Origin of the sequence: Synoicihabitans lomoniglobus, from assembly GCF_029023725.1 — a bacterium.
Classification (GTDB): Bacteria; Verrucomicrobiota; Verrucomicrobiia; order Opitutales; family Opitutaceae; genus Actomonas; species Actomonas lomonigloba.
Map to the genome: position 1 here is coordinate 3,193,486 of NZ_CP119075.1, position 24,304 is coordinate 3,217,789.

General features: G+C 62.5%; 13 protein-coding genes. 5 read left to right on the forward strand and 8 right to left on the reverse strand.

Annotation, left to right across the window (positions count from 1 at the left end; genetic code table 11):
- Nucleotides 1-9: 9 nt before the first annotated feature.
- Nucleotides 10-1,881, reverse strand: a complete 1,872-nt coding sequence (locus PXH66_RS12505) for a sulfatase-like hydrolase/transferase (RefSeq protein ID WP_330928816.1) — start codon at nucleotides 1,879-1,881, stop codon at nucleotides 10-12.
- Nucleotides 1,882-2,301: 420 nt separating this feature from the next.
- Between PXH66_RS12505 and PXH66_RS12510 the strand changes: the two genes are divergently transcribed.
- Nucleotides 2,302-3,291, forward strand: a complete 990-nt coding sequence (locus PXH66_RS12510) for a DUF4886 domain-containing protein (protein WP_330928815.1) — start codon at nucleotides 2,302-2,304, stop codon at nucleotides 3,289-3,291.
- Nucleotides 3,292-3,518: 227 nt separating this feature from the next.
- Here the strand turns inward: PXH66_RS12510 and PXH66_RS12515 are convergent, their stop codons facing one another.
- The 7 genes from PXH66_RS12515 to PXH66_RS12545 form a co-directional block, all read right to left on the reverse strand.
- On the reverse strand, nucleotides 3,519-6,461 hold the full coding sequence (locus PXH66_RS12515; RefSeq protein WP_330928814.1) for a TonB-dependent siderophore receptor: 2,943 nt from the start codon (nucleotides 6,459-6,461) through the stop codon (nucleotides 3,519-3,521).
- A 237-nt stretch (nucleotides 6,462-6,698) separates the two neighbouring features.
- Nucleotides 6,699-8,177, reverse strand: coding sequence for a Gfo/Idh/MocA family protein (locus PXH66_RS12520; protein ID WP_330928813.1), 1,479 nt, complete (start codon nucleotides 8,175-8,177; stop codon nucleotides 6,699-6,701).
- A gap of 136 nt (nucleotides 8,178-8,313) precedes the next feature.
- Entirely contained in the window at nucleotides 8,314-11,019 is a 2,706-nt protein-coding gene (locus tag PXH66_RS12525) for a TonB-dependent siderophore receptor (RefSeq protein ID WP_330928812.1), read from the reverse strand.
- 160 nt (nucleotides 11,020-11,179) lie between these two features.
- Nucleotides 11,180-11,521, reverse strand: coding sequence for a LacI family DNA-binding transcriptional regulator (locus PXH66_RS12530; protein ID WP_330928811.1), 342 nt, complete (start codon nucleotides 11,519-11,521; stop codon nucleotides 11,180-11,182).
- A gap of 33 nt (nucleotides 11,522-11,554) precedes the next feature.
- Nucleotides 11,555-12,205, reverse strand: coding sequence for a LacI family DNA-binding transcriptional regulator (locus PXH66_RS12535; RefSeq protein ID WP_330928810.1), 651 nt, complete (start codon nucleotides 12,203-12,205; stop codon nucleotides 11,555-11,557).
- 138 nt (nucleotides 12,206-12,343) lie between these two features.
- Nucleotides 12,344-15,433, reverse strand: coding sequence for a TonB-dependent siderophore receptor (locus PXH66_RS12540; protein WP_330928809.1), 3,090 nt, complete (start codon nucleotides 15,431-15,433; stop codon nucleotides 12,344-12,346).
- A gap of 174 nt (nucleotides 15,434-15,607) precedes the next feature.
- Nucleotides 15,608-16,636, reverse strand: a complete 1,029-nt coding sequence (locus PXH66_RS12545) for a LacI family DNA-binding transcriptional regulator (RefSeq protein WP_330928808.1) — start codon at nucleotides 16,634-16,636, stop codon at nucleotides 15,608-15,610.
- A 292-nt stretch (nucleotides 16,637-16,928) separates the two neighbouring features.
- On the opposite strand from PXH66_RS12545, the gene PXH66_RS12550 reads away from it, so the two are divergent.
- From PXH66_RS12550 to PXH66_RS12565, 4 genes are all read left to right on the forward strand, one after another.
- The gene (locus PXH66_RS12550; RefSeq protein WP_330928807.1) at nucleotides 16,929-21,161 is read left to right on the forward strand and encodes a PVC-type heme-binding CxxCH protein; all 4,233 of its coding nucleotides are present in this window, start codon (nucleotides 16,929-16,931) and stop codon (nucleotides 21,159-21,161) included.
- A 54-nt stretch (nucleotides 21,162-21,215) separates the two neighbouring features.
- Complete coding sequence (locus PXH66_RS12555) at nucleotides 21,216-22,358, forward strand: PepSY-associated TM helix domain-containing protein (protein WP_330928806.1); 1,143 nt, start codon at nucleotides 21,216-21,218, stop codon at nucleotides 22,356-22,358.
- 61 nt (nucleotides 22,359-22,419) lie between these two features.
- Complete coding sequence (locus tag PXH66_RS12560) at nucleotides 22,420-23,457, forward strand: zinc-dependent alcohol dehydrogenase (RefSeq protein ID WP_330928805.1); 1,038 nt, start codon at nucleotides 22,420-22,422, stop codon at nucleotides 23,455-23,457.
- Entirely contained in the window at nucleotides 23,454-24,227 is a 774-nt protein-coding gene (locus PXH66_RS12565) for an SDR family NAD(P)-dependent oxidoreductase (protein WP_330928804.1), read from the forward strand. Before PXH66_RS12560 ends, PXH66_RS12565 begins: the two co-directional genes overlap by 4 nt.
- Nucleotides 24,228-24,304 lie beyond the last annotated feature (77 nt).

Here is a 24,304-nt window from a genome sequence, read left to right on the forward strand (position 1 = left end):
TTCCGCGCACTACTTGCCCACCACGCCGTGCAGGTGATCGAGCACCCCTTCGAGCACATTGCGGTAGCGACCGTCGGGCCATTGCCCGGACTCAAACGCATAGTCCGCAATGGCTGATTTCACGGGCGCCGGCACCGCGGACAAACCGTCGATCACGGCGAGGGCGGCGGCGGAGACAAAGCCGTCGTGGCGTCGGGGATCGCCGTGGGCGAGGAGCAACGCCATGCCCCGCTCCCGATCCTCGCCATGGCCAAAGTTCACGAGCGCGTCGGCCGCCACGATACGCACGAACGGAGACGGGTCGTCCAACGCCATGCGCAGCGCCGGCAAACCCGCCGCCTCCTGCATGCGTAGTCCGAGGGCGGCCCAATAGCGCACCGCGCTGTCTTCATCGTGCAACCCCGCGCGCAGCGCCGAGAGCGACTCCGGAGCGGGCAAGGACGCCAACTCGGCCATGGCGAACACGCGGGCAAAGGGATAGACGCCGGGTTGACGGGCAAAGTCGTAAGGCGATTCGCCGGGGGCGCGAGTGAAGAGTTCCCCCTCCGGCAAGAAGCCCACGTCGAGGATCTCGCGGGCGTGAGCCTGTTGGGCCGCGCGCAACCGGGCCTTGATGGCCTGATGGGCCGGCGAATCGGCGAGGTTGTTCACCTCGTCGGGATCGTTCCGCAAATCATAGAGCTCTTCGGGCGCGCGCGGCAGCCAGAAGGCGGCTTGCGTGGCGTTGAGTTCATCGGCGTCAAACATGGCCCGCCACACCGCGGTGGTCGGAGTCTTCATCTGGTAGTCGATATACTGCCCGGCGGGGAGATAAGGCAGGTAGTTGCGCAGGTAAACGTAACGTCCGTCGGTGATGGAGCGCACGAGGTCGTTGCGTTCATCCATCCGGCCGCGGAAACCATACAAATAATCCGCCGCGGGACCGATGTATTTACCGAGAAACGCGGTGCCTTGCATCGACGCGGGTGGTTTGACCCCGGCGAGACTGAGCACGGTGGGCGCGAGATCGATGAAGCCGACAAGTCGGTCCGACATGCCGCCGGGCACGTAGTCCTCGGGTCGGAGAGCTTGGAACTTCTCCGGCACGTAGACGACCATCGGCACCTGTTGTCCGGAATTACCCGGCCAGCGTTTGCTGCGCGGCATGCCCGATCCATGATCGCCGTAGTAGAATACGAGGGTATCCTCGGTGAGTCCGGCCTCGGCCAGCGCCTGCAGATGCTCGCCCGCAATGGCATCGGCTTGGCTGACCACGTCGTAATATTGGGCCCAATCACGCCGCACCTCGGGGGTGTCGGGATGGTAGGACGGCACCTTCACCGCCGCCGGGTCATGAATGGGCGTGTGGGGCCGCCGCCGGATACCGCTCTCGTGGGAGCGCGTGGCATTGAAGACGGCAAAAAACGGCTGACCCGCGGTCCGATTGCGCCAGTGGGCCTGCGGCGAGGAATCACTCCAGCCCTTGCCCGAGGCGGGCGCGGCCAGATTGTAGTCCTCCTTGCTGTTGTTGCTCGTGTAGTAACCGGCGGCCTGAAGCAGATCGGGATACATGTGCTGACCGTTTGGATACGGCAGCAGACTGCGCATGTGCTCCGAGCCGGTGGACGGCGGGTAAAGGCCGGAAATGATGGTGGTGCGGGCCGGCGCGCATACCGGCGCGTTGGACCACGCCATGCGATAGGTCAGGCCCTTGGCCGCGAGCGCGTCGACATGGGGCGTGGTGGCGAACTCATCGCCGTAGCAGCCCATGTGAGGACCATGATCCTCACTGGTGATCCAGAGGATGTTGGGACGAGGAGAAGACGATGATTGGGCCGGCATGGACGAAGCAACCGCGACGACGGCTGCGACGCCCAAAGCCCGGAGGAACGAAAGGGGCATCAGCGATTAAGGGGTAAGGGTGAAAGGCGCCCCGAAAGGAGCTGGAACGGAACAGCAGCGAAACGGTGTTTCATCGCCCGCCGGCAGCCGCAAGGGGATGAAGTGTCATCTTGTTGAAAACGAAACCGGAGGCGAGTGCTCATCGTCGAACGGGGTGGAATGGGCATCGACCGAGATGCAAAAATGGCAACCGGTGCGGAGACACAGTGCTGGGATAACGAGGTAACGGCGACGGGCATCGGTTCGAGCGAGAAGGAACCGATTTCACCGGCTCGCTCCAAACTTCGCAACGAAGACCATTCTCCATCCCGTTGAACCGGGTCCGCGTTCGGCAATTCAGCAGGATGAGTTAGCGGTTGCGTTGCATCCTCGGGGCGCGCTCGACACCCTTGCGCTCCGTTCCACTCCCTACCCCTTGCCATGTTGCATCTTCCCTGCTTCCGCCACCTCAGAGCTTTTCTGGTTTGTTCGTTCTCCTGCCTCCTCATTGCGACTACGGCAAAAGCCGAAACCGAGATCAGACTCCTCACCATCGGCAACAGTTTCGCGGAAAACGTGACGGAGTTTCTACCTCAACTCGCGGCTGCCCATGGGGTGAAACTCACGATCAGCCGAGCCAATCTGGGTGGCACCGGACTCAACCGCCACACCCGGCATCTCAAGATTGCGCAAACCGATCCTTCCGATCCCGAGGGGCGCCCGTATCGGAACCGCAGTCTGCCTGATCAACCCAAGCGCAGTCTGATTGAAATCCTCGAACCCGACACGTGGGACTACATCACGATCCAGCAGTTCAGCGGCGACAGTTACAAACCCGAGTCCTACGAACCTTACGCAGGTGAACTCATCGCAGCCATCCGCCAGTATGCGCCGTCGGCCGAAATCCTGGTGCTGCAAACGTGGGCCTACCGCACCGATCATCCGTGGTTTCTGGACCCCGCGCAACAGCGCCAACACGCGGCCGGAGAAACCCTCCTCACACAGGCCGTCATGTATGCCAGCATCGTCGACGCCTACGATCAAATCGCGACGCGCTACGGTCTGCGCCAACTACCCGTCGGCGATGCGTTTCACCTCGCCCGCCAACTGCCGGAGTGGAGTTACACCTTTCCCGATCCCCACTTCGACTATGATCACCCCATCAAGGGCCAACGCCCCGATCAGCCAGGAAGTTTGATCGCAGGTTGGTATTGGGGCACCAATCGCGAGACCGGCGCCGACGAATTTCGACTCGACGCCAAACACGCCAATACCGCCGGGCGCTACCTGGGGGCCCACGTTCTGCTCGAGGTCATGAGCGATCGCGCGGGGAACGCCCCCCTCTGGTGGCCTGAATCGTTGACCGCCGCGCAAGCGGCCTCGCTCCAACGGGTCGCCCATGCCGCGGTCACGGCGCGTGAGACCCCTTGAACCGATCACGCGCGGTGCCCATCTCGACGCCATGGCGGTCGGCATGGTAAGCGCATGGTTGCGGTCAGGCATCGGGACGTAAGTCGGCTTTCGCCACCCGGAGCGAGTTCATCGAGATTGATCGTTTGGTCCGTGGTGAAAACAGGTGTTCGCCGCGGCGGAAATCCCACGCACCACGCGCGGCATTGAACACCCGAAATCGGAACAATGATCGGACCCGCGTCTACTCAGAAACTGAGGGTCGCCGTCAAACTGTAGCGACGCGGCACCGGTAGTTGCACGGTGTAGACGACGCCGTGGTAGAGCAGACCGAGGTCCTGATAAGTCTGCAACTGGGCGGCGGTGGGTTCGCCCCCGGCGACCGGTTGCGGGTCCTGCAGATCGAACAGGTTGTCGATATTGAGCTGGAGCTTCAGCCGCCGGTTGTAGTCGAGCTTGCGACTGTAGGAGATCATGGCGTTGGCCATAAGGTGGTCCGGCGAGTAGACCGCCGCCCCATCCGTTTGACTGCGGTAGGCGATGAGAGATTCGCCCCGATACTGCAGACCGAACCCGACCGCGAAGCCCGGCAACACCGCATCATCGTCGAAGGCGTAGCGACCAAAGAAATTGGCCGTGCGCTGACGATCCGCGAACGGCGCACTGCCCTCCGGGGCGGTGATCACGGCCATGAGCTGGTCCAGCGCGGCAAGGGAACTGCCGATGGTCGAGCCGGCGGGCAAGGTGGTGGTTGCGACCGGAGTGCCGGCGTTCGCCGACCACTGGGCACGGTTGTCATCCAGGTAGCGCTGAGCCCAGGGGAAAAGGTTGTCGACGGTGGTGTCGGCGTCCTTGGCGTTAAAGGTCAGCGTGATCTGCCGGGTCGGGTTGGCGGTGAGCTCGAATTCGTAACCCTCGCTCTTGAGGTTGCGGGTGTCGCGGCCGCCCAGATCCACCGGCGTGCCCAGGGCGTCCCAGATCCCCTCGGACCAGGTGAAGAAGTTGCCGTCGATCGAACTGCCCTGATTGGTGTCGGCCGTTTCATACCAACCCAACGAAGCGCTCAGTTTGCCGTCGAAGAACCGCAGTTTGACGCCCATGTCCTCGCCTTCGCCCGAGCGATTGCCGATCGACGTGAGGTTGCCGATCGGGCCAATGACCTCGGCCACTCCGTTGTCCTGAAAGTTGTTCGCCCGATTGTAGTAGAGCGACAGCAGGTTGGGCACGACATGCACGACCACGCCGCGCGTGAAGGTATCGCCCGTCAGGTCACGCAATTTGCCGTTGCGGGTGAAGCCGCGGTAAGCGCCGGTGTTGGCCTCGATGTTCGGCGTGGAGTCGAACAAATCCTGATCGTCGGTGCGCCAGCCAAACAGGCCGACGACACGGTCTTCCCAGAAGTAGTTCTGCATCGCGAACATGGTGGTGAGCGTCTCGTTGCGCGACCAGGTCCAGTTGGAGTTTTCCAGCGAGGCTTGCACGAAGCGGCCGGGCTGGTGGGCCAGTGGCTGCACGCCGACACTCTCCAACGCCCCGAACGGATCATGGAGTCCGCGATCGGTGGGATTGGCGGCGAAAGGATCGTAGTAGTTGCCCCAGCGGATGGCGTTGACGTTGTTGAAGTAGTTCGGGTTGGCGCGGGTCTCGTGGATGTTCACGTAGCGGGAATTCTTGGCCGTGCGTTCGGAACCGACCTCGGTGATCAAGGCCGCGAGACGATGATGTCCCAGCACGCGAGCGAGCAGACTCTCGCGATCGAGCATCGCTCGAAAATCGAGATGGTAGGCGGCGGTGGCGCGGAGTTCTTCGCGGTAGTTGGACGACCAAGCGTGACTGTTGTTACCAAAGCCGCCGTTGGTGATCATGACCGGCGAGCCGAAATTAGGATTCTGCTGCATGCCGGTCTGCACGCCGTGGGCATCAAAAACCGGCAGGTAGGCATTCACGTCGTAGCGGAGCCGGAAGGACCCGAAGTTCATCGGTGCGACCACGGGGCGCTCTTCGTATTCGGTGGCATAGGCGAGTTCGAACGACAGGTCCTCGTTGATCTTCTGCTCAAGATAAATGCCGCCGGCGCGGGAGTCGGAACTGCTGCGCGCCCCGGCACCGAAGATGTTGGAGGTGCGGGGAACGACCGAATAGTCGAGCACGTTGGGCGGCGTGTTCAGCCCCGGGATGTTGGGCGTCGCACCGTTGGACCAACGAAAGTTCTGCGCGCCGGTTTGGTTGACGAACTGACCGGCCCAGAGCCCGTCCTCCATGAACACGATGCCACTGGTGATGGCGGAGCCCGTGCCGGAAGCGGTGCCGCCCCACGTGGTGGCGGTGTTGACGCCGGGACGGCCCGCGGTTTCCCAACCGATGACGCCATCGAACGGCGTCCACGGCCGGGCGCGGTTTTCCTCAATGTCCATCACCTCGCCTTCGATGCGAATGGTGGTCTTTTCAAACGGACGCCACGTGCCCGCCAGCGCGGCGCCTTTTTTCTGTTGAAACTCAAAGTCGCGATAACCTTCCGAGTCCTGCCACAGCAGGTTGGCGCGGATCGCGAGACTGTCGGTCAGGCTGCGGTTGATATCGATCGAGGCCCGATGATCGGAGTAGCTCCCGACGCGCATCTGCACCGTGGTCAGGTTGCCGCCCAGGCGAGCGAACTTGGTCGACGAGTTGATGATGCCGGCCGGTGAGCCGATGCCGAACAACACCGAATTGGGGCCGCGCGAAAAATCGAGCCGCTCGGTATTGTAGAAGTCGATGTTGAGGTTCGTGCTCATGTAGTTGCGCGAACGCCCCGCGCCGGTGATGCCGCGCATGCGGGTCTGGTAGTTGTTCGACACGATGCCGTTTCCCGTCACGTCGTATTCGGTCACGGTATTGAGGGCGTATTCGAGGGCGGCGTTGACGGAGGTCGCGCCGATGTCATCGAGGAATTCCTTGGTGAACACCGAGATGGGCGCGGCGATATCCTTGAGGTCGGTTTTGAGCCGACTCCCGGCGAGGGAACTGGTCGCGGCGTAGCCGACATCATCGTCGGACGTGACCACGAATTCGGAGAGTTCCACTACCGCGGAATTATCAGTCTCGGACGAAACGGAGGCGGACTGAGCCACCAACGAAAGTTGCGCGATAACCGCCAGACAGGGGGATACAATCCACCACTGAGGACGCCGCGCGGGCGATTTGAGGGTCATGGGGTGAGGGGGGTGAAGGTCAGCGCTTTGAAGCGAAAATAATCGCGTTCCTCTGCGCTACCTTGAGCCCGTATCGGGAGTTTTGAATCCGCCAACGGCATCCGTTTTCATCTTGTTGAAAACGGCCAAAACTCCACGCCCCACCGGCAAATCGAGCGCGCTTGAATCACCGTGCCTTGGGGTAATTTCGGAAATACGAGGACGCCGCTGTCTCGTATTCCCCCCCCCTGACAGGAGTCAGGCCTTGGCGGGCGGCATGGTCAGCGGGTAATCGCGTCCGGGCATCGGGGCGTAGGATGGTTTCCGCCAGCCCGGGGCGAGTTCATCGAGATTTACCGACTGGCCCGTGGCAAAGCAGGTATTGGCCGCGGCGCCGACCAATACGGACGCCGCCCCGCCCCGCTCATCGGAGGCGCGCATCAGCGGATCGGTCGGGGCCGAGGGTAAAAACAGTTCGTCGAGCATGACCCGGTCGCCCCCGCCATGGCCGCCCTTGCCGGTGCGCGGCGTGAGGTCGGTGGCCGCGCCACGCAGGGGAATCAACCGCGTGGTCGTGCCGCCCTGCGCCACCCCACCCTGCACGCCGCCGTCGCCATTGACGTAAACGGTCTCCACGATCTTGTGCTCGATGCGGCCCTTGGTGCCGTTGAACGCGATGTGGTAACCTTCCCAGGAATTGAAGGCGTTGAGCGAGTAACTGAGCGTGACCTGGTTGTCGTAGCGCACGATGACGTTCATCGTATCTTCAATGTCGATGCGCGGATTAAACACGCATTGATCGCGGAAGTAGCCGTCGTGGTGTTCCTGATCGAGATAGAGCGATTTAAGATTGGCATTGGCCGCCAGATCCATGTGGAAGGTGCACTTCGACGCCTCCGGGCACGTGTGACAGCGTTCGTGGTGAGACTCGAGACCGAGTCGTTTGGCCATGGCCGGCGTGTAGAATTCGCGCTTGCCCATGGCGGTCACTTCGACGGGGTTGGCCCCGAGCCACCAGTTGACGAGGTCGAAGTGGTGGGTGGCTTTGTGCACCATGAGTCCCCCGGAGTTTTTCTTCTCGCCGTGCCACCGGCGGAAATAATCCGCGCCGTGATGGGTGTTGAGCAGCCAGTTGAAATCGACCGACAGCAGGTCGCCGATTTCGCCGGCCATCAGCATTTCCTTCACCTGGGTGCGGGACGGCGAGTAGCGGTAGTTGAAACACACCCGCACCTTGCGCCCCGTGCGCTCCACCGCTTCCTGAATTCGCTGCACCTTCGCGGCGGTCGTCGTCATGGGTTTCTCGGTGATCACGTCGCAGCCCGCCTCCATCGCCCGGATGATATACTCGTCGTGCGTCGCGTCCATCGTGGTCACGATGACGAACTGCACGCGGTTTTCGCGGATCATACGTTCAAAATCGGCGGGCGCGTAACCGGTCGGAGCCTTCGCCCCGTAGCCGGCGGATTTGCTGCGGGCCAACTCGAGACGGCCGGGATTGATGTCGCACAATCCAACCAACGCGGCGTGATCACGGTAATCCTCTTGGATGGCGCGTTGATACATATTGGAGCGCGAACCCGTGCCCACCAGGGCGTAACGGCGACGGCCGTCCCCGGCCTGCGCAAAGACGTGGGGGGCGAGAGCCAAACCAGCTCCGGCAACGGCGGCGGACTTTACAAAGGCACGGCGATTCGGTCGTGATTCACCGCAGGAATTCGAGGCAACAGTAGACATGGGGTATGGGGAGTATGGTGGGGTTGAGGGTAAACCCTATCTGTAGGGACCATGCGGTGGAATCGCTAGACGAAAAAGCGGCCATTCTCCCCAAGAGAATGGCCGCCGTGCCCCACGGTTAGACCGATGGTTCGGACTAAAAGCTGAAGGTATTGGTCAGGAAAAACTCCCGCGGACGACGGTAGTTGACCGTGCCCCCCTCCTGATCACCCAACGCGCCCACGGTTTCCGTCATGTCGTTCTGAAACAGGTTGGATATGTTGAGCTGCACTTTGTAGCGAACGCGGTCATCGAAGAGCTTGGTCGCATAGCCCAACTTGAGCGTGCCGCTGGTGTATTCGTTTCCATAGTAGATGATCGGCGGTGCATCAACCGTGGCGCCGGCACTGTAGTCGATGAGGGGGGCGTCGCGATACTGCATCCCCGCGCCCACGGAGAACCCATTGAGCAGACCTTCGGTGAAGCTGTAATTGGCAAACAAATTGGCCCGATACTCGCGTTGGCGCAGCGGCGAAATACCGTCGCGCCACCAGAAGGTATTGGCGGAATAGATACGATCGAGACGGGTGCGAATATTGTTCAGTTCACTGTCGCCGAGCGCATTGCCCTCGAAGTCGAGACCCGAGTTGTAGGCCTGTTCGTAACGCGGCAGATTCTCATCCATCCAATCCCGGAAGAACTTGCCGTGATTGCTGATCTTCACCGTGCCACGGGAGACGTTGAACGAGACGCGCAGGTTCTTGGTGGGATTGGAGGTCAAATCCAGTTCCCAGCCATGGCCGGAGGAATCCTGACGGTCCTGGAATCCGCCTTGATTGCGGCCGGGTTCCAACGTGTTCCAGATGCTGCGAACCCCGCCAACAAACCAGCCGTGCATGTAGTGCAAGCCGCCGGCATCCGCGGTTTCGTAGTAGGCGATGGAGCCGTTTAACTTGTTCTCGAACAGGCGAAATTTCAGTCCTCCGTCCCAACTCTCGCCCGCCCGGGGGCCGAGGGGATCGTAGTTCACGTCCCGGCCGCCTTGCGTGTTGAAATTCTCCGAACTGTTGTAGAACCCAAACAGGCTCTGAGTCAGTCCGGCGACGATGCCATAGGAGGACGTGCGTTCGTCGGCCAGTTCCGCGAAATCGGACCAACCGGTGGAATTCAGGGTCTCCTCGTAGGCACCGACGCGCTCGGATTGCAGCGAGTTCTGATCGAGCGTGTCATTGCGCAAACCAAGAGTGATGTTGATCCGGTCGTCCCAGAATTTGGATACACTGGAAAGCTGCCAGTAGTTTTGTTCGGTCTGGTTGCCGTTCAGTGATTCGTCGCGAAAGTCGAACACGAGCGGATTGTTGGTCGGCAGCGGTGGGATTCCCGTGTTGGCACGACCGTCCCCGTAAGCGAGATACTTGCGGCGAATGACGGAGGTGTTCGATATCAACTCCCGTTCATTTTCGCTCAACCCCTGGTATTCGGAGTCGCGGCGGGATACCACCGCGGCCACCCGGTGACTGCCGAAGACATCTCCAAAATCCATCGCATACGAAGCGGAAGCCCGAAAGTCTTCCACCGTGCGTTCGCTGGACGACTCCGTGATCGTGCCTTCGACGTAGTAATAGCCGAGATTCGGATTCGCCGAACCGTCGGGCAATTGCGCGTTGGCATCGAGGTAGAGATTTTCGTTACGCGAGCGCCGGTAGTTGCGATCTTCACTTTGACGATTGAAGGCCAATTCGAAGAAAAGGTTCTCTCCCACCCGCTGTTCCAAAAAGACCGATACATTGTCGGCATCGATGTTGTTATAATCATCGGGACCAAACATATTGAGGGCCTTCGGCCGGATATCGACCGGCGTGCTGCCGCCGCCACCGCCAGACTGGTGCGACCCCGCCCAATTCATGAAGGTGCCCGTGCCGGCATCAAACGTCCATCGGTCGACGGAGGTGCTGACTTGAAAAATCCCCGTCGCCTCCGCCGGGGTCGCCGCGCCATACGTCTGCACCGGGACGCCGTTCCAGTTGCTGTATTTGTCCAACTGCGGAAAAGTCCGACCGATCACGCGATCGTAGGACATCTGCTCTCCATCGAGGCGCAACGTGGTCGAACTGGTGAGTTTGAACGTGGCGGCGAGGTGCACGCCTTTGCGGGTGCGACCGGCATTGTTGATCCAGTCGCCGCGATCATCCCACACGGCATTGACGCGCACCGCAGCCCGTTCGTTGAGCGTTTGGGCCACATCGATCGTGGCGCGATAGGCGTCGTTGCTGCCGACCATCAGGCTGATCGACTGGATGTCGGTGCCGATGCGGGCGCGCTTGGTGCCCACATTGACGATACCGCCGACACCGCCGGTGCCAAACAGGATGTTGTTGGGGCCCCGGGCGAGATCGAGGCGGTCGACGTTGTAGCTGTCCGAGGCGACACTCCAACGGAAGTAGTTGCGGGCTTGGGAGCCGGCCAGACCGCGAATGAACACGGCGTTGTCACTCGAGACATTGGCCTCGAAATTCGCCGATTCGGACTCCTGCAGCAACGGCGTGGTGTTCACCCCCCAGTCGAGTGCCTGCATGACGTCGGTGGCATTGATGTCGTCGAGAAACTCGCGCGTCATCACCGAGATCGGCGCCGGACTGGTGAGCAAGGGTTGATTGAGGCGGCTGCCGGCCAACGTATTGGCGGCGGTGTATCCGGAATCATCGGACGCATCGACGGTGAAGGGGGACAGCTCGATGACTTCAGAATTATCAATCGAGGACGTCGTGGTGGTTTGGGCCACCGCGGGAAGGGCAATCGCCGTCATCACGGCGGGAACAAGCATCCGCCAATAGCGGCGACTCAGGCACAGAATTGAGTTCATTGATGGGGTGTGGGTTAGGGGGTAGCAGAGTCGCGGAACACATTGATCCGGGACGGCTTTTTGCTACGAACCAACCCCGGCACCGCCAATGACCGACCACCTAATCCTGTTTAGGGACGGGGGTTAATTGTCCCCGGTTCCGCGCCTTGGCGTCGCGCGGTCAGCTCCGCTCCGGCAACGTCTCCCCTTCATGCCACACGGGTTCGAGCAACAGTTTGCGCTGCAGCGCGGGCACCCCCCATTCGTTCTCATGGATCGCCGCCACCAAGGCGTCGACCCCCGTGGAGCCGATGTCATTCACATGGCGCACGACCCCGGAAGCATTGACCGATTGATCGGCCAGGACCGCCAGCGATGCGAACGCGATATCCTCGGGCACTCGGCGACCCGATTGCTGGATCCAGTCCATCACGCGGGAGACAAATCCGATCACGACATCGGGGTTGTGGCGGTCCAGCCAGCGGAGAAATCCATCCCGATCCATGATGTCGGTCGTGAGCAAGGGAATCCGCTTTCGCGCGGGTATAAACTCCCGTTAAAAATCGATCGAGGCGCCGTAGCGGGTGGAGTCGTCCACCGCCCGCGGCGTGTGGGAAAGTATCGCGCCGCCGATGCGTTGATAACCGCGACGGTTCGTTTCGTGCCACGCCATGCGAGTGGCCGCAAACATGTCGGGTGCGACAATGTGAAAAGGCGTCGCCACCCAACCCAGATCAAGGCAAATCACGGTGAAGTTCGACAAGGGAAGATCCAGAATGCCCGGACCGTCGGTGTGGGCGAACTGCGGCACGAGCAGGCCGCGAATACCCCGGTTATGCAACACGCGGCTCAACGCCTTCATCGAAGGATAGTCGCCGATGTCGAACTCGTGCAACACGTAGCCCCGCGCCTCCGCCCGGGCCCGGGCCGCCGGCATGAAGCGACGGTGCATGAATGCGTTGTCCATCCGACTGTCGACGAGGTAGGCGAACGCCGCCCCGCTCCCCGTTTCGTGACCGGCCCAGCGTTGCCGCGCCAGCGTGGCCAGCGCGGGGTCGGGACGGTAACCCATCTCCAGCCCCATCGCCCGCACGCGTTGGCGGGTGGCCAGCGCGATGCCGGGATTGTCGCGCAGAGCCAGCGAAACCGTCGACTTGTGCATGCCGAGTCGGTCGGCGATGTCTTGCTGGGTAACACGGCGGTTCATGGAAAGCAGCTGAAGGATGGGACTTTATCCGACATAAGGCGTAGGTCGATACACGTCTGGCAGCGAAAACAACAAAGCAGACCACCCTCACGGATGATCTGCTGCGCGCCGACCGAATCGGTCGAAACCTTTGCCGTTTTAGAACGAAAACTTTGCGCTGATGGAGTAGCTGCGCGGTGTCAGGTAGTAGTAGAACGGCTCCAACTCGGTGGTGAGTTCGTTGTAACGGGAGGCCAGAATCTGCTCGTCATCGTTGTCCAACAGGTTGTCGACGTTGAGCTGCAAACGCACCGGAATGTCGCGGAACGTGAACTCATAGGAGGCCAAAAGGTTGAACACCATGTAGGCACCACCCTTGAAGATCTCGGCCTGCGGGTTCGTCAACGTGGCCGGGTTGACGCCCATGATTTGGTCGCCGCGATAATTGGCGCCGCCGCCGATCGTCAAACCGTCCAGGAGACCTTCGTCGAAGGAGTAAGCGGTGAACAGATTGGCGTTGATCGGACGCACATTGGTCTCGGGCACGCCTTCGCCGGCGCGGACGAATGCGAGCAAGCGATCCAATCCATCCTGCAGGTCGCCGACGGTGTTGTTACCGAGGAAACCGGGAGAGCGGCCGGTGTCGTAGCTCAAACCACGCGCCGCCGTCCACTCCGCCCGATGCTTCTCCAGGTAGAGGCCCAGACGGCCGCCCAGGCTCGATACCGTGTTGTCGGATTTACTGACGTTGAGCGAGACGCGCCAGTTGTCGGTGGGGTTGGCGGTCAGCTCGAATTCAAATCCCTGGGACGCCTGACCACGGGTGTCGCTGCCACCGACGCGATGTCCGCTGGGATTGTCCGTATCGGCCGTGATGGTGTTTGGACCGCCGTTGGCGATCGTCGTCCAAATGGCATTGATGTAACTGGTCACGTTGCCATCGAAACCGGTGGCCGCGTTGCTTTGTTCGACGTCGAAATAACCGAGGGAGGCGTAGATCTTGCCTTCCAGCAGATTGAACTTCAGGCCGTAATCGAAGCCGACACCCTTGAGGGCACCGATTTCCAATTGGGAACGGAGGTCGGCGTCTTCGAAGTATTGCGCACCGCCCTGCGTCTGGAAGTTGGTGGACTTGTTGGCGTAGACACTGAGCCAGTCCACCATCGGCAGATGGTAAACGGCACCGATGGAGTAAGTGTCACCCTCTTCGTCCTGCGGGGTGCCGGCCGGACCGAAATCCATGGCCTCACCATTGTCGTCCGACAGACGATTGCTGGAGTTGACGATGCTGACCTTGTCCCGGCGACCGCCGATGGTGGTCACCAGGCTGTTTTCGAAGAACCGGCTTTGGAAGGCGACCGCCAGGGAATCGATGGTCGTTTCCGACCAGCTCATGTTGCTGCGATACCAACCGTGCTCAAACGAACCGAGCTCCGGCGCGCCCCACAGCACACTATTGGGCAGCGGATTCTTGTAGGGATCGTGGATGCCTCGCTGAGCGAGATTGGGCGCGAAGTAGTCGATGTGGGCGTCGCGGCCGCCGAAGTTGTTGCCACTGTTGTAGTTTCTGTCCGGACGATTGAGGGAAACATTGGTTTCATTGAAGTTCTGGTTTTCCCCGTAAGTCGTGGAGGACTGGCCGAACGCCATGATCATGTGATCACCCGCGGCTCCCAGGTCGAGATGGTAACTGGCGCTCAAACGCAGGTCGTCCTGCTTCTCCTCGCGGAGCGCGTAATTGGCGTTGTAGGAAAAAATCGGCGTGCCGACCAAGGGATTCACGACCGTCTGACCGAAGTTAAGTTGGCCATTGCCTTGCCCGGTATCGGGGCCGCCCTCGGTGGCGTTGTAGCTGCCATCGGTGGTGAAGGTCGGCAACTCGCTGGTCACATCGAGCTTGTAGGACAAGCCGCTGAAACCGCCGATCGTGTTGCGCCGCCGATACACCTCGGTGGTTGAAGCGGCGAAGTTGAGGTTGAGGTTTTCCCCCACCTTCTGGTCGATGGAAACACTCGCCGTGCCGTAATCCGTATCCTCGGTCGCACCCGGTCCCATGGGGTTGGCGGTGCGCGGCGCGAGACTTTCGTCCACAAACGCGGGCGTGTTGTAGCCGGGCAGATTGTTGTGAAAGGAAACGCGGTAATAACGACGACCTTCGTTGCGTTGACCCACTTGGATCCACTTGCCCGCCAGCGGTCCGGTTTCCATGAAGACCGTCGGGTTGCCGAGATGGGCGGTGCGACGTTCGAAGGTGAAACCGGCGGGGATGGAGGGACTCAGACCGTTGTTGGGATTGCTCGCTCCACCACTGCGGGTCTGGGCATAGTTGGAATCATCGGGCAACCAGGGGGACTCCGCCGTGCCGAAGGGAATGTAGTAGCTGCCTTGTCCTTCCCAGGTCGAAATCTGGTCCACCAGATTCCAGGATCGCACGCGGTTTTGCAGCATGCTGCCGAACTCGGTCTTCACCTTGATCTTGGTGTTCTCGAATGGCTGGTAAGTCAGCGCAAATGCTCCGCGGTTGCCATCGTTCTGGGCGAAATCCTTCCAGCCGCCCATCTTCTGGTAAACGCCGTTCACCCGCAGCGCGAGTTTGTCATCCAGCAGGGACCGGTTGATGTCGATCGTCGCCCGGCGTTCGTTCCAGCTGCCATACTTCATCATCACATCGGTGAAGTCCCGGTTGGGAATGGCCGACTTGAACGTGGTATTAACGAGACCACCGGGACCGCCCACGCCGAACACGAGGGAATTGGGACCGCGGGCCACTTCCACCCGCTCCACATTGAAGGTATCGGAAGCGAGCCGCGTGGGAAAGTAGTCGCGGGTGACCGTCGCCCGACGATAGCCGCGTATTTGAATATTGAATTCATTATCGCGAATGCCGTTACCGGTGGTGGCGCCCACGTCGGCGCTGCCGCCCCCGATGTCATTGCCGGAATTCACGCCATACTCGATGGCATCGTTGATGTCGTTGGCGCCGATGTCGTTGAGGAATTCGGTCGTCATCACGGAGATGGCGGCGGGGGTGTCCAACAGGGAGGTCGCAAGACGACTGCCGGCCAGGGTTCCCGTGGCGATGTAGCCCTTGTCTTCCTGGGCGTTCACTTCGAAAGGGGTGAGTTCGACGACGTCTTCACGGTCGCTCGGTAGGGAGGAACTGCTGGTCTGCGCCAGCAGTGAACCGGGTAGGCACAAAGCAAATACAACGCTTCGGGCACCCGGCTTTTTGAGCCAATAGGTGTTCATTTTACTTGGGGTGTTATGTAGGGTGATGGGGTCAGGCCCGTCTAATGCAGGGCAAGGGCTTAACCTTGACCAATGTGGTGGTGAAAAATTCCCACCTGCTCAATTGGTTCACCTTTCATCCAGATGAAAAACTGACGACTACGGCCAAGGTCACCGCGGTGGGCCCGCGCCGCGCTACACCTGCTTTGAAGGCAACGACGTGCCCTCATACCAAATCGGTTCGAGCGACAATTTTCGCTGCAAGGTCGGGATGCCCCATTCATGCTCATGCATGGCCGCAATCAGCGCATCCACCCCGGTGATTCCGATGTTGTCCACCTGCCGCAGCACCCCGGAAACTTCCGGCGTTTGATCGGGAAACACCGAGAGCGACGCCACTGCGACATCCTCGGGCACGCGTCGCCCGGTTTCTAGAATCCAGTCATACACCCGCGAAATGAACGCGATCACGACTTCGGGTTCATGGCGCTCGAACCATTTCATAAAACCCGCGCGATCCGCGTGATCGGTGGTGAGCAAAGGTATCCGATCCTTCTTGGGAATAAACTCATGTTGCGAGGCGGCCGAGGCCCCGTAACGCGCGGCGTCGTCCACCGCCTGCGGGGTGTGCGAAAGAATGGCGCCCCCGATCCGTTTGTAGCCCCGGTTCACCACTTCGCGCCAAACCCGCCGGGTGTTTTCAAACATGTCCGGCGCCACGATGTGAAACGGCACGGACACCCATCCCAGATCGAGACAAACCACGGTGAAATTCGCCGCCGGCATTTCAAACAGACTGGGGCCGTTGGTATGCGCGAACTGCGGCACCAGCAGACCGCGGATGCCGCGATGATTGAGCACGCGACTGGCCGCCTTCATCGACGAATACTCCGCCAGATCAAATTCGTGCAGGAGATAGCCGCGCCCTTCCGCCCGCGCCCGCGCCGGGTCCAGGAACCGTCGATGTTGGTCGGCGTTGGCCATGCGGCTGTCGATCAAGTAAGCCAGCGCCGCTCCGCTGCCCGTTTCGTGTCCCGCCCAACGCTGCCGCGCCAGATTGGAGAGTGCGGGATCGGGACGGTAACCCAGTTTGTCGGCCATGCCCTGCACCCGCTCAAGCGTGGCCTTGGCGATCCCGGGGTTGTTGCGCAGCGCCAATGACACGGTGGACTTATCCAGCCCTAGTTCTTTCGCAATGTCCTGCTGGGTAACGCGGCGCTTCACAGAAGTGGCGTTGAAGCGGCCCCGTTGCCCAAAGTCAAACTCCGGCCCGCCCAACCGGCATTCCCCGGTCTAAAATATCCCGAACCCGCCAGCCACCAGCCCCACGTATTTTCTCAATTTTCTCCGACTTCGCGCCGACCAACCAGGGCCATTACCTCGCTCCCTTCTCTGTTTACAGGGCGATTTACCGTCACGGTGAATTTTCTCAAAACCAATTCGCGTCATCTCATGGTTTTTGGCATCCCCAACGCGCTAGACTCGCCCCTCCCCTCTTTTCCTTACCCCACCCCTCATGTCCGCATCTCTTCGACTGGTCGCCGGTCCTCTCCTCGCTTGTCTCGTTTCCTCCGCCGTGGCCACCGGCACGGCCCCGGTTCCGCTTTTCGACGGGCACAGCTTGACCGGATGGACCGGCAACCCCGCTATCTGGACCGTCGAGGCCGGCGCGATCACCGCCGAAATTCCCGCCGGCGAGCGCCTGGCCGCCAACGAATTTCTCTACGCCGAAACCGAAGTTGGCGATTTCGAGCTCTCGCTCCAGTTTCGCATCAGTGGCGCCCCATCCGCCAACTCCGGCATTCAATACCGCGCGCAACGCGGGGCCGACGGCCACGCCGCAGGCTACCAGGCCGATCTTGATGACGGCGCCACCTGGCTGGGCCGCATTTACGACGAGCATGGCCGCGCCCTGCTCGTCGAGCGCGGCACCCGCGTCTCCCTCGCGCCCGACGGTCGCCGCTGGGTGGATACGTTCGCCGAACTCGGCACCTACGCCGATCTCTACCGCCCCGGCGAATGGAACACCTACCGCATCACCGCCCGCGCCTCGCACGTCGAGGTCTGGATCAACGGACGACTCTGCGCCGCCCTCGATGATCACCAGATCGGCGAAGCAGATCTTTCCGGCTTGCTGGCCTTTCAGATGCACAGCGGTCCCGGTCCGGCCAAGGTGCAGTTTCGCGACATCATGCTCGTTGATCTCGGCCGCACGGCTACGCCTCCCACGCCCAAAACGGTCGCGGCCACCGACGCCGTGACGGCCGCCATCACGCCCACCGCCGACGACGGCCGGGTCCTCAATCTGGACTTTGAGGCGGGCGACCTGAGCGACTGGACCGCCACCGGTGATGCCTGGGAGCGGCAACCCAACGGCGTGCGGCCGGCCAACACGGCGACCCGACGCGCCGACGAAGGCGAAGTCATGCCCACGGGGCGATTCGCGATCAGTCCGCCCTGGCGCAACCCCAGCGTGGGCAGCGGCAGCCTCACCTCGGTGCCGTTCACCGTGCGCCACCGTTGGGCGAGTTACATCGTCGGCGGAGACCCCGATATCAACCGCAACCGCGTCGAACTCCTGCTGGCCGAGAACGGGGCCATTCTTCATTCCGCCGCCGCTGGCACGCCCGGGGGCGTGCACCGCGTGGTGGTTGATCTGGCGAGCGTGCTTAATCAACGGATACAGATTCGCCTCGTCGATTCCGCCCGCGGCCCGGGTGGTCATCTCACCTTCGACGCCTTCGGATTTCACGACCGCGATCCGTCCACCGTCGATGCCGGCGCCGCTCGCGAAGCGCGGTTGCACGAGAGCCCGGTCCTGTGGCACCTGCAGCCCAACCCCGCGCCGGCCACCGCCGTCGCCAACGTCGACGCGCAGCAAGTGGTGCGCGACATGAAACTGCAGCCCGGTTTCGCCGCCGAGCTCATCGCGGCCGAACCCGATGTGCACCAACCCATTGCCTTCGCCATCGGTCCGCGGGGTCGGCTGTGGGTGGCCGAGGCTTATTCCTACCCGAGCAAACGTGCCCCCGGCGAGGGTCGCGACCGCATTACGATTTTTGAGGACACCAACGGCGATGGTGCCTTCGATTCGCGCAAGGTGTTTGCCGAGGGCCTCAATTTGGTCAGCGGCCTGGAAGTCGGATTCGGCGGCGTCTGGGTCGGGGCTGCGCCAGAGCTGTTGTTCATCCCTGATCGCGACGGCGACGATCGTCCCGACTGCCCGCCCGAGGTATTGCTCGACGGCTGGGGATACCAGGACACGCACGAAACGCTCAATAGTTTCACGTGGGGCCCGGACGGCTGGCTCTACGGCCTGCAAGGAGTCTTCACCCAGTCCCATGTCGGCAAACCCGGCACGCCCGACGCGGATCGCATGACGCTGCGGGCCGGCGTCTGGCGCTACCACCCGGTGCGGCACGAGTTCGAAATGTTCGCCCACGGCGGTAGCAACCAGTGGGGCATCGACTTCAATGCCGTGGGCGACTTGTTCATCACCCATTGCCGCAGCTTCTGGGGCGGCGGCGGCACGACTTACGTTATTCGCAACGGCCACTATTGGAACCAGGCCAACGCGAACTACGCCGACTTCATCTCCAACCGTGCACCCGACTTTGCGCCCGACTTGCGCAACTACCTGCCGTCCTCCGCCCGCTACGACAGCGGCGAGGGCGGTGCGGGCAAACCCGGCACCGCCGCGGTCTACGGCGGACATTCCCACGTCGGCACCATGATCTATCTCGGGGACAACTGGCCCGAGATTTACCGGGACCATCTCTTCACGCACAACCTCCACGGTCACCAACTCAACCAACAGCACAACGTCCCCGACGGCTCCGGCTACGAAACGCTTCACGCCGGTTTCGATCTGATGTTTGCGCCCGACACCACGTTCATGGCGGTGGACCTGCAATACGGTCCCGATGGCGGCGTCTACGTAATCGACTGGTGCGACCACCAACATTGCCACTCGCCCCGCGAGGATATCTGGGAACGCCACAACGGCCGCATCTATCGTATGACTTGGTCGGATACATGGCAACCCGCGCCGGTCGACCTCGGCGCCATGTCCGACCTGGAACTCGCCGGGTTACACACGCATCGCAACGCGTGGTTCACCCGCACCGCTCGTCGGTTGCTGCAGGAGCGCGCCGCCGCCCGCCCCCTCGATGCGGCCGCCCTGCAAAAGCTGCGCGATCAGGCCACCGGCGAAGGCAACGCGGAGTCTCATCTCCGTGCCTGGTTCACGCTGCACGCCACCGCCAATCTGACCGCCCGTGATTTGCAGACCATGGTGGCCGACGATTCCGCCCATGTGCGCGCCCGCGCCGTGGCGTTCGCCACCGAACGTGCCTCCGCCCCCCTCCTCACCCGCACCGAGCTGCATGCCCTCGCCACCGAAGATCCGTCACCCGTGGTGCGCCTCGCGATCGCGTCGGCGCTGCCGACGTTATCCGCCGACGATTCGTGGGCAATCGGTCGCCAACTCGCGAGCCACGCCACGGATGCCGCCGACCGATTCCTCCCCCGCATGCTATGGTTCGGCCTCGCGCCGCAGGTGGAGTCGGATCTCCCCCGGGCCATCGATCTCGCCGCCACCACCGCCCTGCCCACGCTCACCGATTCCATTCAATGGTTCGCCGCCCGCACTCCGGCGGGTCGTGAAGCCTTGATCCAACAACTCCGGCACGCCACGCCGGCCGCCGCCGCTCGCGGTGTGCAAATTCTCGCCTTCGCCCTGCGCAGTGACACGGCCCTGCCCATGCCGGACGGCTGGGCCGAGCTCGTCGACACCCTCGCTGCCTCCGGCGTCGAGGCCCCCGAAACCCGCGAGCTGTCCGCCCTGTTCGGCGACCGCGCCGTGCTCGCCGCGGCGCGCCGCACGCTGGCGGACCAGGCCGCCGATCTGGACTCCCGCCGGGCGGCGCTGCATCTCCTCACCCGCGCCGACGATCAAGCGGCGCGACCGGTCTACATCTCGTTGCTGAACGACCCCGATTTTCGTCGCGACGCCGTGGAGCGTCTCGCTCGTTTTGGCGACCCCGCCGCCGCCCCCGCGATGATGCATGACTTCGATCAACTCGATGACGGCGACCGGGCCGCCGTGTTGGCCACCTTGACCGGTCGCCCCACCTATGCCCTCGCTCTGCTCCAAGCCATCGCGGCTGGCGAGTTCGATCGCGGTCATCTCACCGCGCTGCATCTGCGACATCTGCGCAATCTGCAAAACGACGAGGTGGACGCCCTCTCCGCCCACATCTGGGTGGCCAACGGCAGCGCCACACCTGATGCCGCCGCGACCATGGCTCGTCTCCGCGAGACTTACGAAGAGGCGCCGTTGTGGGCCTTCAACGAACGCCACGGGCAACAGCTGTTCACCCAACTTTGCGCCACCTGCCACCTCATCAACGGCGAAGGCGGTCACCTCGGCCCCGACCTCACCAGCTCCTGGCGCAATGGCGTCGACTATTTCCTCGAAAGTGTGGTCGATCCCAACGGCGTCGTCGGGGCCGACTTCCAACTCAACCTCATCACCAAAAAAGACGGCGCAGTCATTTCCGGCATGATCGAGCGCGAGACCGCCAACACCCTCGTCGTGCGCACCATGACCGAGACGGTCAACGTCCCCCTCGGCGAGGTGGAGTCTCGTCAAGTTCTGCCCCAGTCGCTCATGCCGCCGGGTCTCTTCGAATCGTTGCCGGAGAAGGAATACATCGAACTGATGAAGTTTCTCCTCAGTCGCAAATAACGCCCGGGTCGGGATTGTCATCATGCCCGCGCGCTCATCCCTTGCTTCCTCGCGATGACCGTCCGGACGTTTTGTTTTTGGACTCATCTCGGGCTCGGTCTGGCGACGGGAACCGTGGGCGCTTTGATGGCCGGCACCGCGATCGTCATGGCCCTCGCCGACTCCTATGTTGATTGGCGTGATCGCGAGGCGCGCGTGGTCACCGCCATCGCAAACACGACCCCGCGCGACCTCGAAACCCTCGCCGCGGGCGTGCGCGATGCGCATCCCGATGCTGCGATCACCCGCGTGGGGATCGAGCGCTCTCCGCGTCGCGCCATCGCGTTTTTCCATGGTGATCAAAAACTCACCTACGCCAACCCCTACACGGGCGAACTCACCGCCAGCGACGCGGTGCCACTGCGTCGTCGCCTGCACAAGGACGTCGAGCAATGGCACCGCTTCCTCGGCTTGAACGGATCGAAACGCGAGACCGGCCAGGCCGTCGCAAGTTGGATGAACGTAGCGTTGGTTCCCCTGTTGCTTTCCGGCCTCGTAATCTGGTGCCCGCGCCGTATCCGCTGGCGCACGGTGCGCGGGAGTGCCACCGCGATCAATCCACGGTCGGGTCGGAGTTGGCACTCCACACTCGGTTTTTGGAGTTCCGGACTCTTGTTGATCATGGTCGTCACGGCGATGACCCACTCGTTTCCCGGCGTGCGCGAACTGGCCTACCGTATCAATGGCGGGGCGACCGGACCCGCCGGACCTCACGATCAAATATGGGCGCCGAAACTGCCTCCCGTGCCGAGGGCGCCCGGGGCCGCCGCGCTCTCTCTCGACGCTCTGCGTGACATCGCAGATCGCGATCATCCGCACTGGGCCCGGCTCGACCTATTTCCGTCCCCGTCCACTACCGCGAACGACCATTGGCCGCCCGCTCGGTTGTTAATCGCGGGCAGCGGATCGGGTCCGTCGTTTTTCCCCCTGGTGCAGCAGATCGACCCCTTCACCGGCGAAACCCTGCACGTGCATGACTGGGCCAATCTCAGCGGTGGCACCCGATTGTTGGCCTGGGCGCGATGGTTGCACAAAGGCGAAGCTTTCGGACGCCCGGGACAGTGGATCGCCGCCGTCGCGTGCCTGATCATGCTCGTCCTCATCGCCACCGGGTGGTGGCTCGCCCTACGTCGATTCCTCCCCCGAACCCAAATTTGAAACGATGGCCTGCCAACAGGATGAACCCCGGCGGCATCGGCAAACGCCCTCTGCTTCCCGCATGAACCCGCTCAGCATGAACGTGCTCATCTATGACGGCCCCTGGCGCATGCGTCTCACCGCTTTGCCATCGCCCCGGCCCGCCGCCGACGAAGTGCTGCTCCGTGCCCTCGCGGTCGGTATCTGCGGGAGCGACGTTCACGGCTTCACCGGCGAGAGCGGTCGCCGTCAACCCGGCATGGTGATGGGACACGAGGCCGTCGGCGAAGTTGTCGAGCTCGGCACCGGCGTCGACACCCTCGCCGTCGGTGACCACGTCGCGGTGTTCAACATCGTCGGCTGCGGACACTGCCATCATTGCACCGCTGCGCAGGAGCAACGTTGCCCCGACAAACGCGTCCTGGGCGTCAATGCCGGTCAATGGGGTGCCATGGCCGAGCAGTTCACGTTTCCCGCGTCCGGGCTTTTCAAAATCGCACCGTCTCTCGACCCGGCCATCGGTCTGCTCACCGAACCCATCGCGGTCGCCGAACACGCCATTTCCCATCTTTCCCTCCGGCCCGACGATGTCATCGCGATCGTGGGAGCGGGCACCATCGGCATCGGTCTCGCCATCGCTCTGCGCGCCCACGGGGTGAAGACGTGCTTCGCCCTGGATCGCATTCCCGCCAAACTTGATCTCATCGCGGATTTCGGCGCCACGCCCATTAACATCGAAATGGAAAACGCCCATGCGGTGATTCGCGCCGCCACCCGTGGTCGCGGCGCGGACGGCGTCATCGAAGCGGTCGGCGCCTCGGCCACCGTGCGGACCGCCTACGACCTGTGCGCCCCCGGCGGCACTGTTGTGCTCATTGGCAACCTCGCCCGGGAATTCACGCTCCCACTACAAGGGGTGACCAGCAACGAAACCACGATCCGCGGCTCCTACGGTTTCACCAGACGCGACTTCGCCGCCGCCGTCGATTTGGTGGGCGATCCACTACTCCCGCTCGACCGGCTGATCTCCGGCTCCTGCAGCCTGGCCGAAACTCCGGACATCATGACGCGCATGGGTCGCGGCGAACTTAATCCGATCAAGATGGTCATCCGGCCATGAGCGTATCCATTCCTCCCTTACCCTCGGCCACCGACTTCCGCGGACGCGTGGCCGTCGTCACCGGCGGCACCAACGGTCTTGGTCGCCACCTCGCCCAGACGCTCATCGACCTCGGCGCCCACGTTTTCTTCTGCGGACGGCAACGCGACACCGGCGCAGCGCTCGCCGCCGACTGGGGCGAGCACGCGCACTTCGTTGCCTGCGATCTCGCCGACGCCGCCGCCACGCGCGCGTTCATCGCCGGGGCCGGCGCTTGGTGCGGTTCCATCGATTATTTGGTCAACAACGCCGCCATCGATCCCGTCGTTTCATTCGAGGCATCCACCCTCGCGGACTTCGACCGCATCATCGCGATCAATCTGCGGGCCGGTTTTGTCGCCACGCAAGCCGCGCTGCCCTTTCTGCGCGCGGGCCGCGGCAAAGCCATCGTCAATCTCGGCACGACCAACTGGATGCTGGGGCAACCGAATTACACGATGTATGCCGCCGCCAAGTCCGGACTCGTGGGGTTTACCCGTTCGCTCGCGCACGACGTCGGCGCGGACGCCATTCGAGTCAACCTCGTCTCCCCCGGCTGGATCATGACCGAGCGCCAACTCGCCGAAAAAGTCACGCCCGTCGAACAAGCCCAACTTCGCTCGCAGTCCGCGCTCGGCCAACTCCTCACCGCCCAACACGTCACCCCCGCCACGTTGTTTTTACTATCCACCGCCGCCGCCGGTATCACCGGCCAAAACCTCGTGGTCGACGGTGGCAAACACCTGCACTAACGCACCCTCCAACGGGATGAATCACGACAACATCGGCAATCCCCCGGGGCGTTTCAATCTGGCAAGTCCCCGCCTCA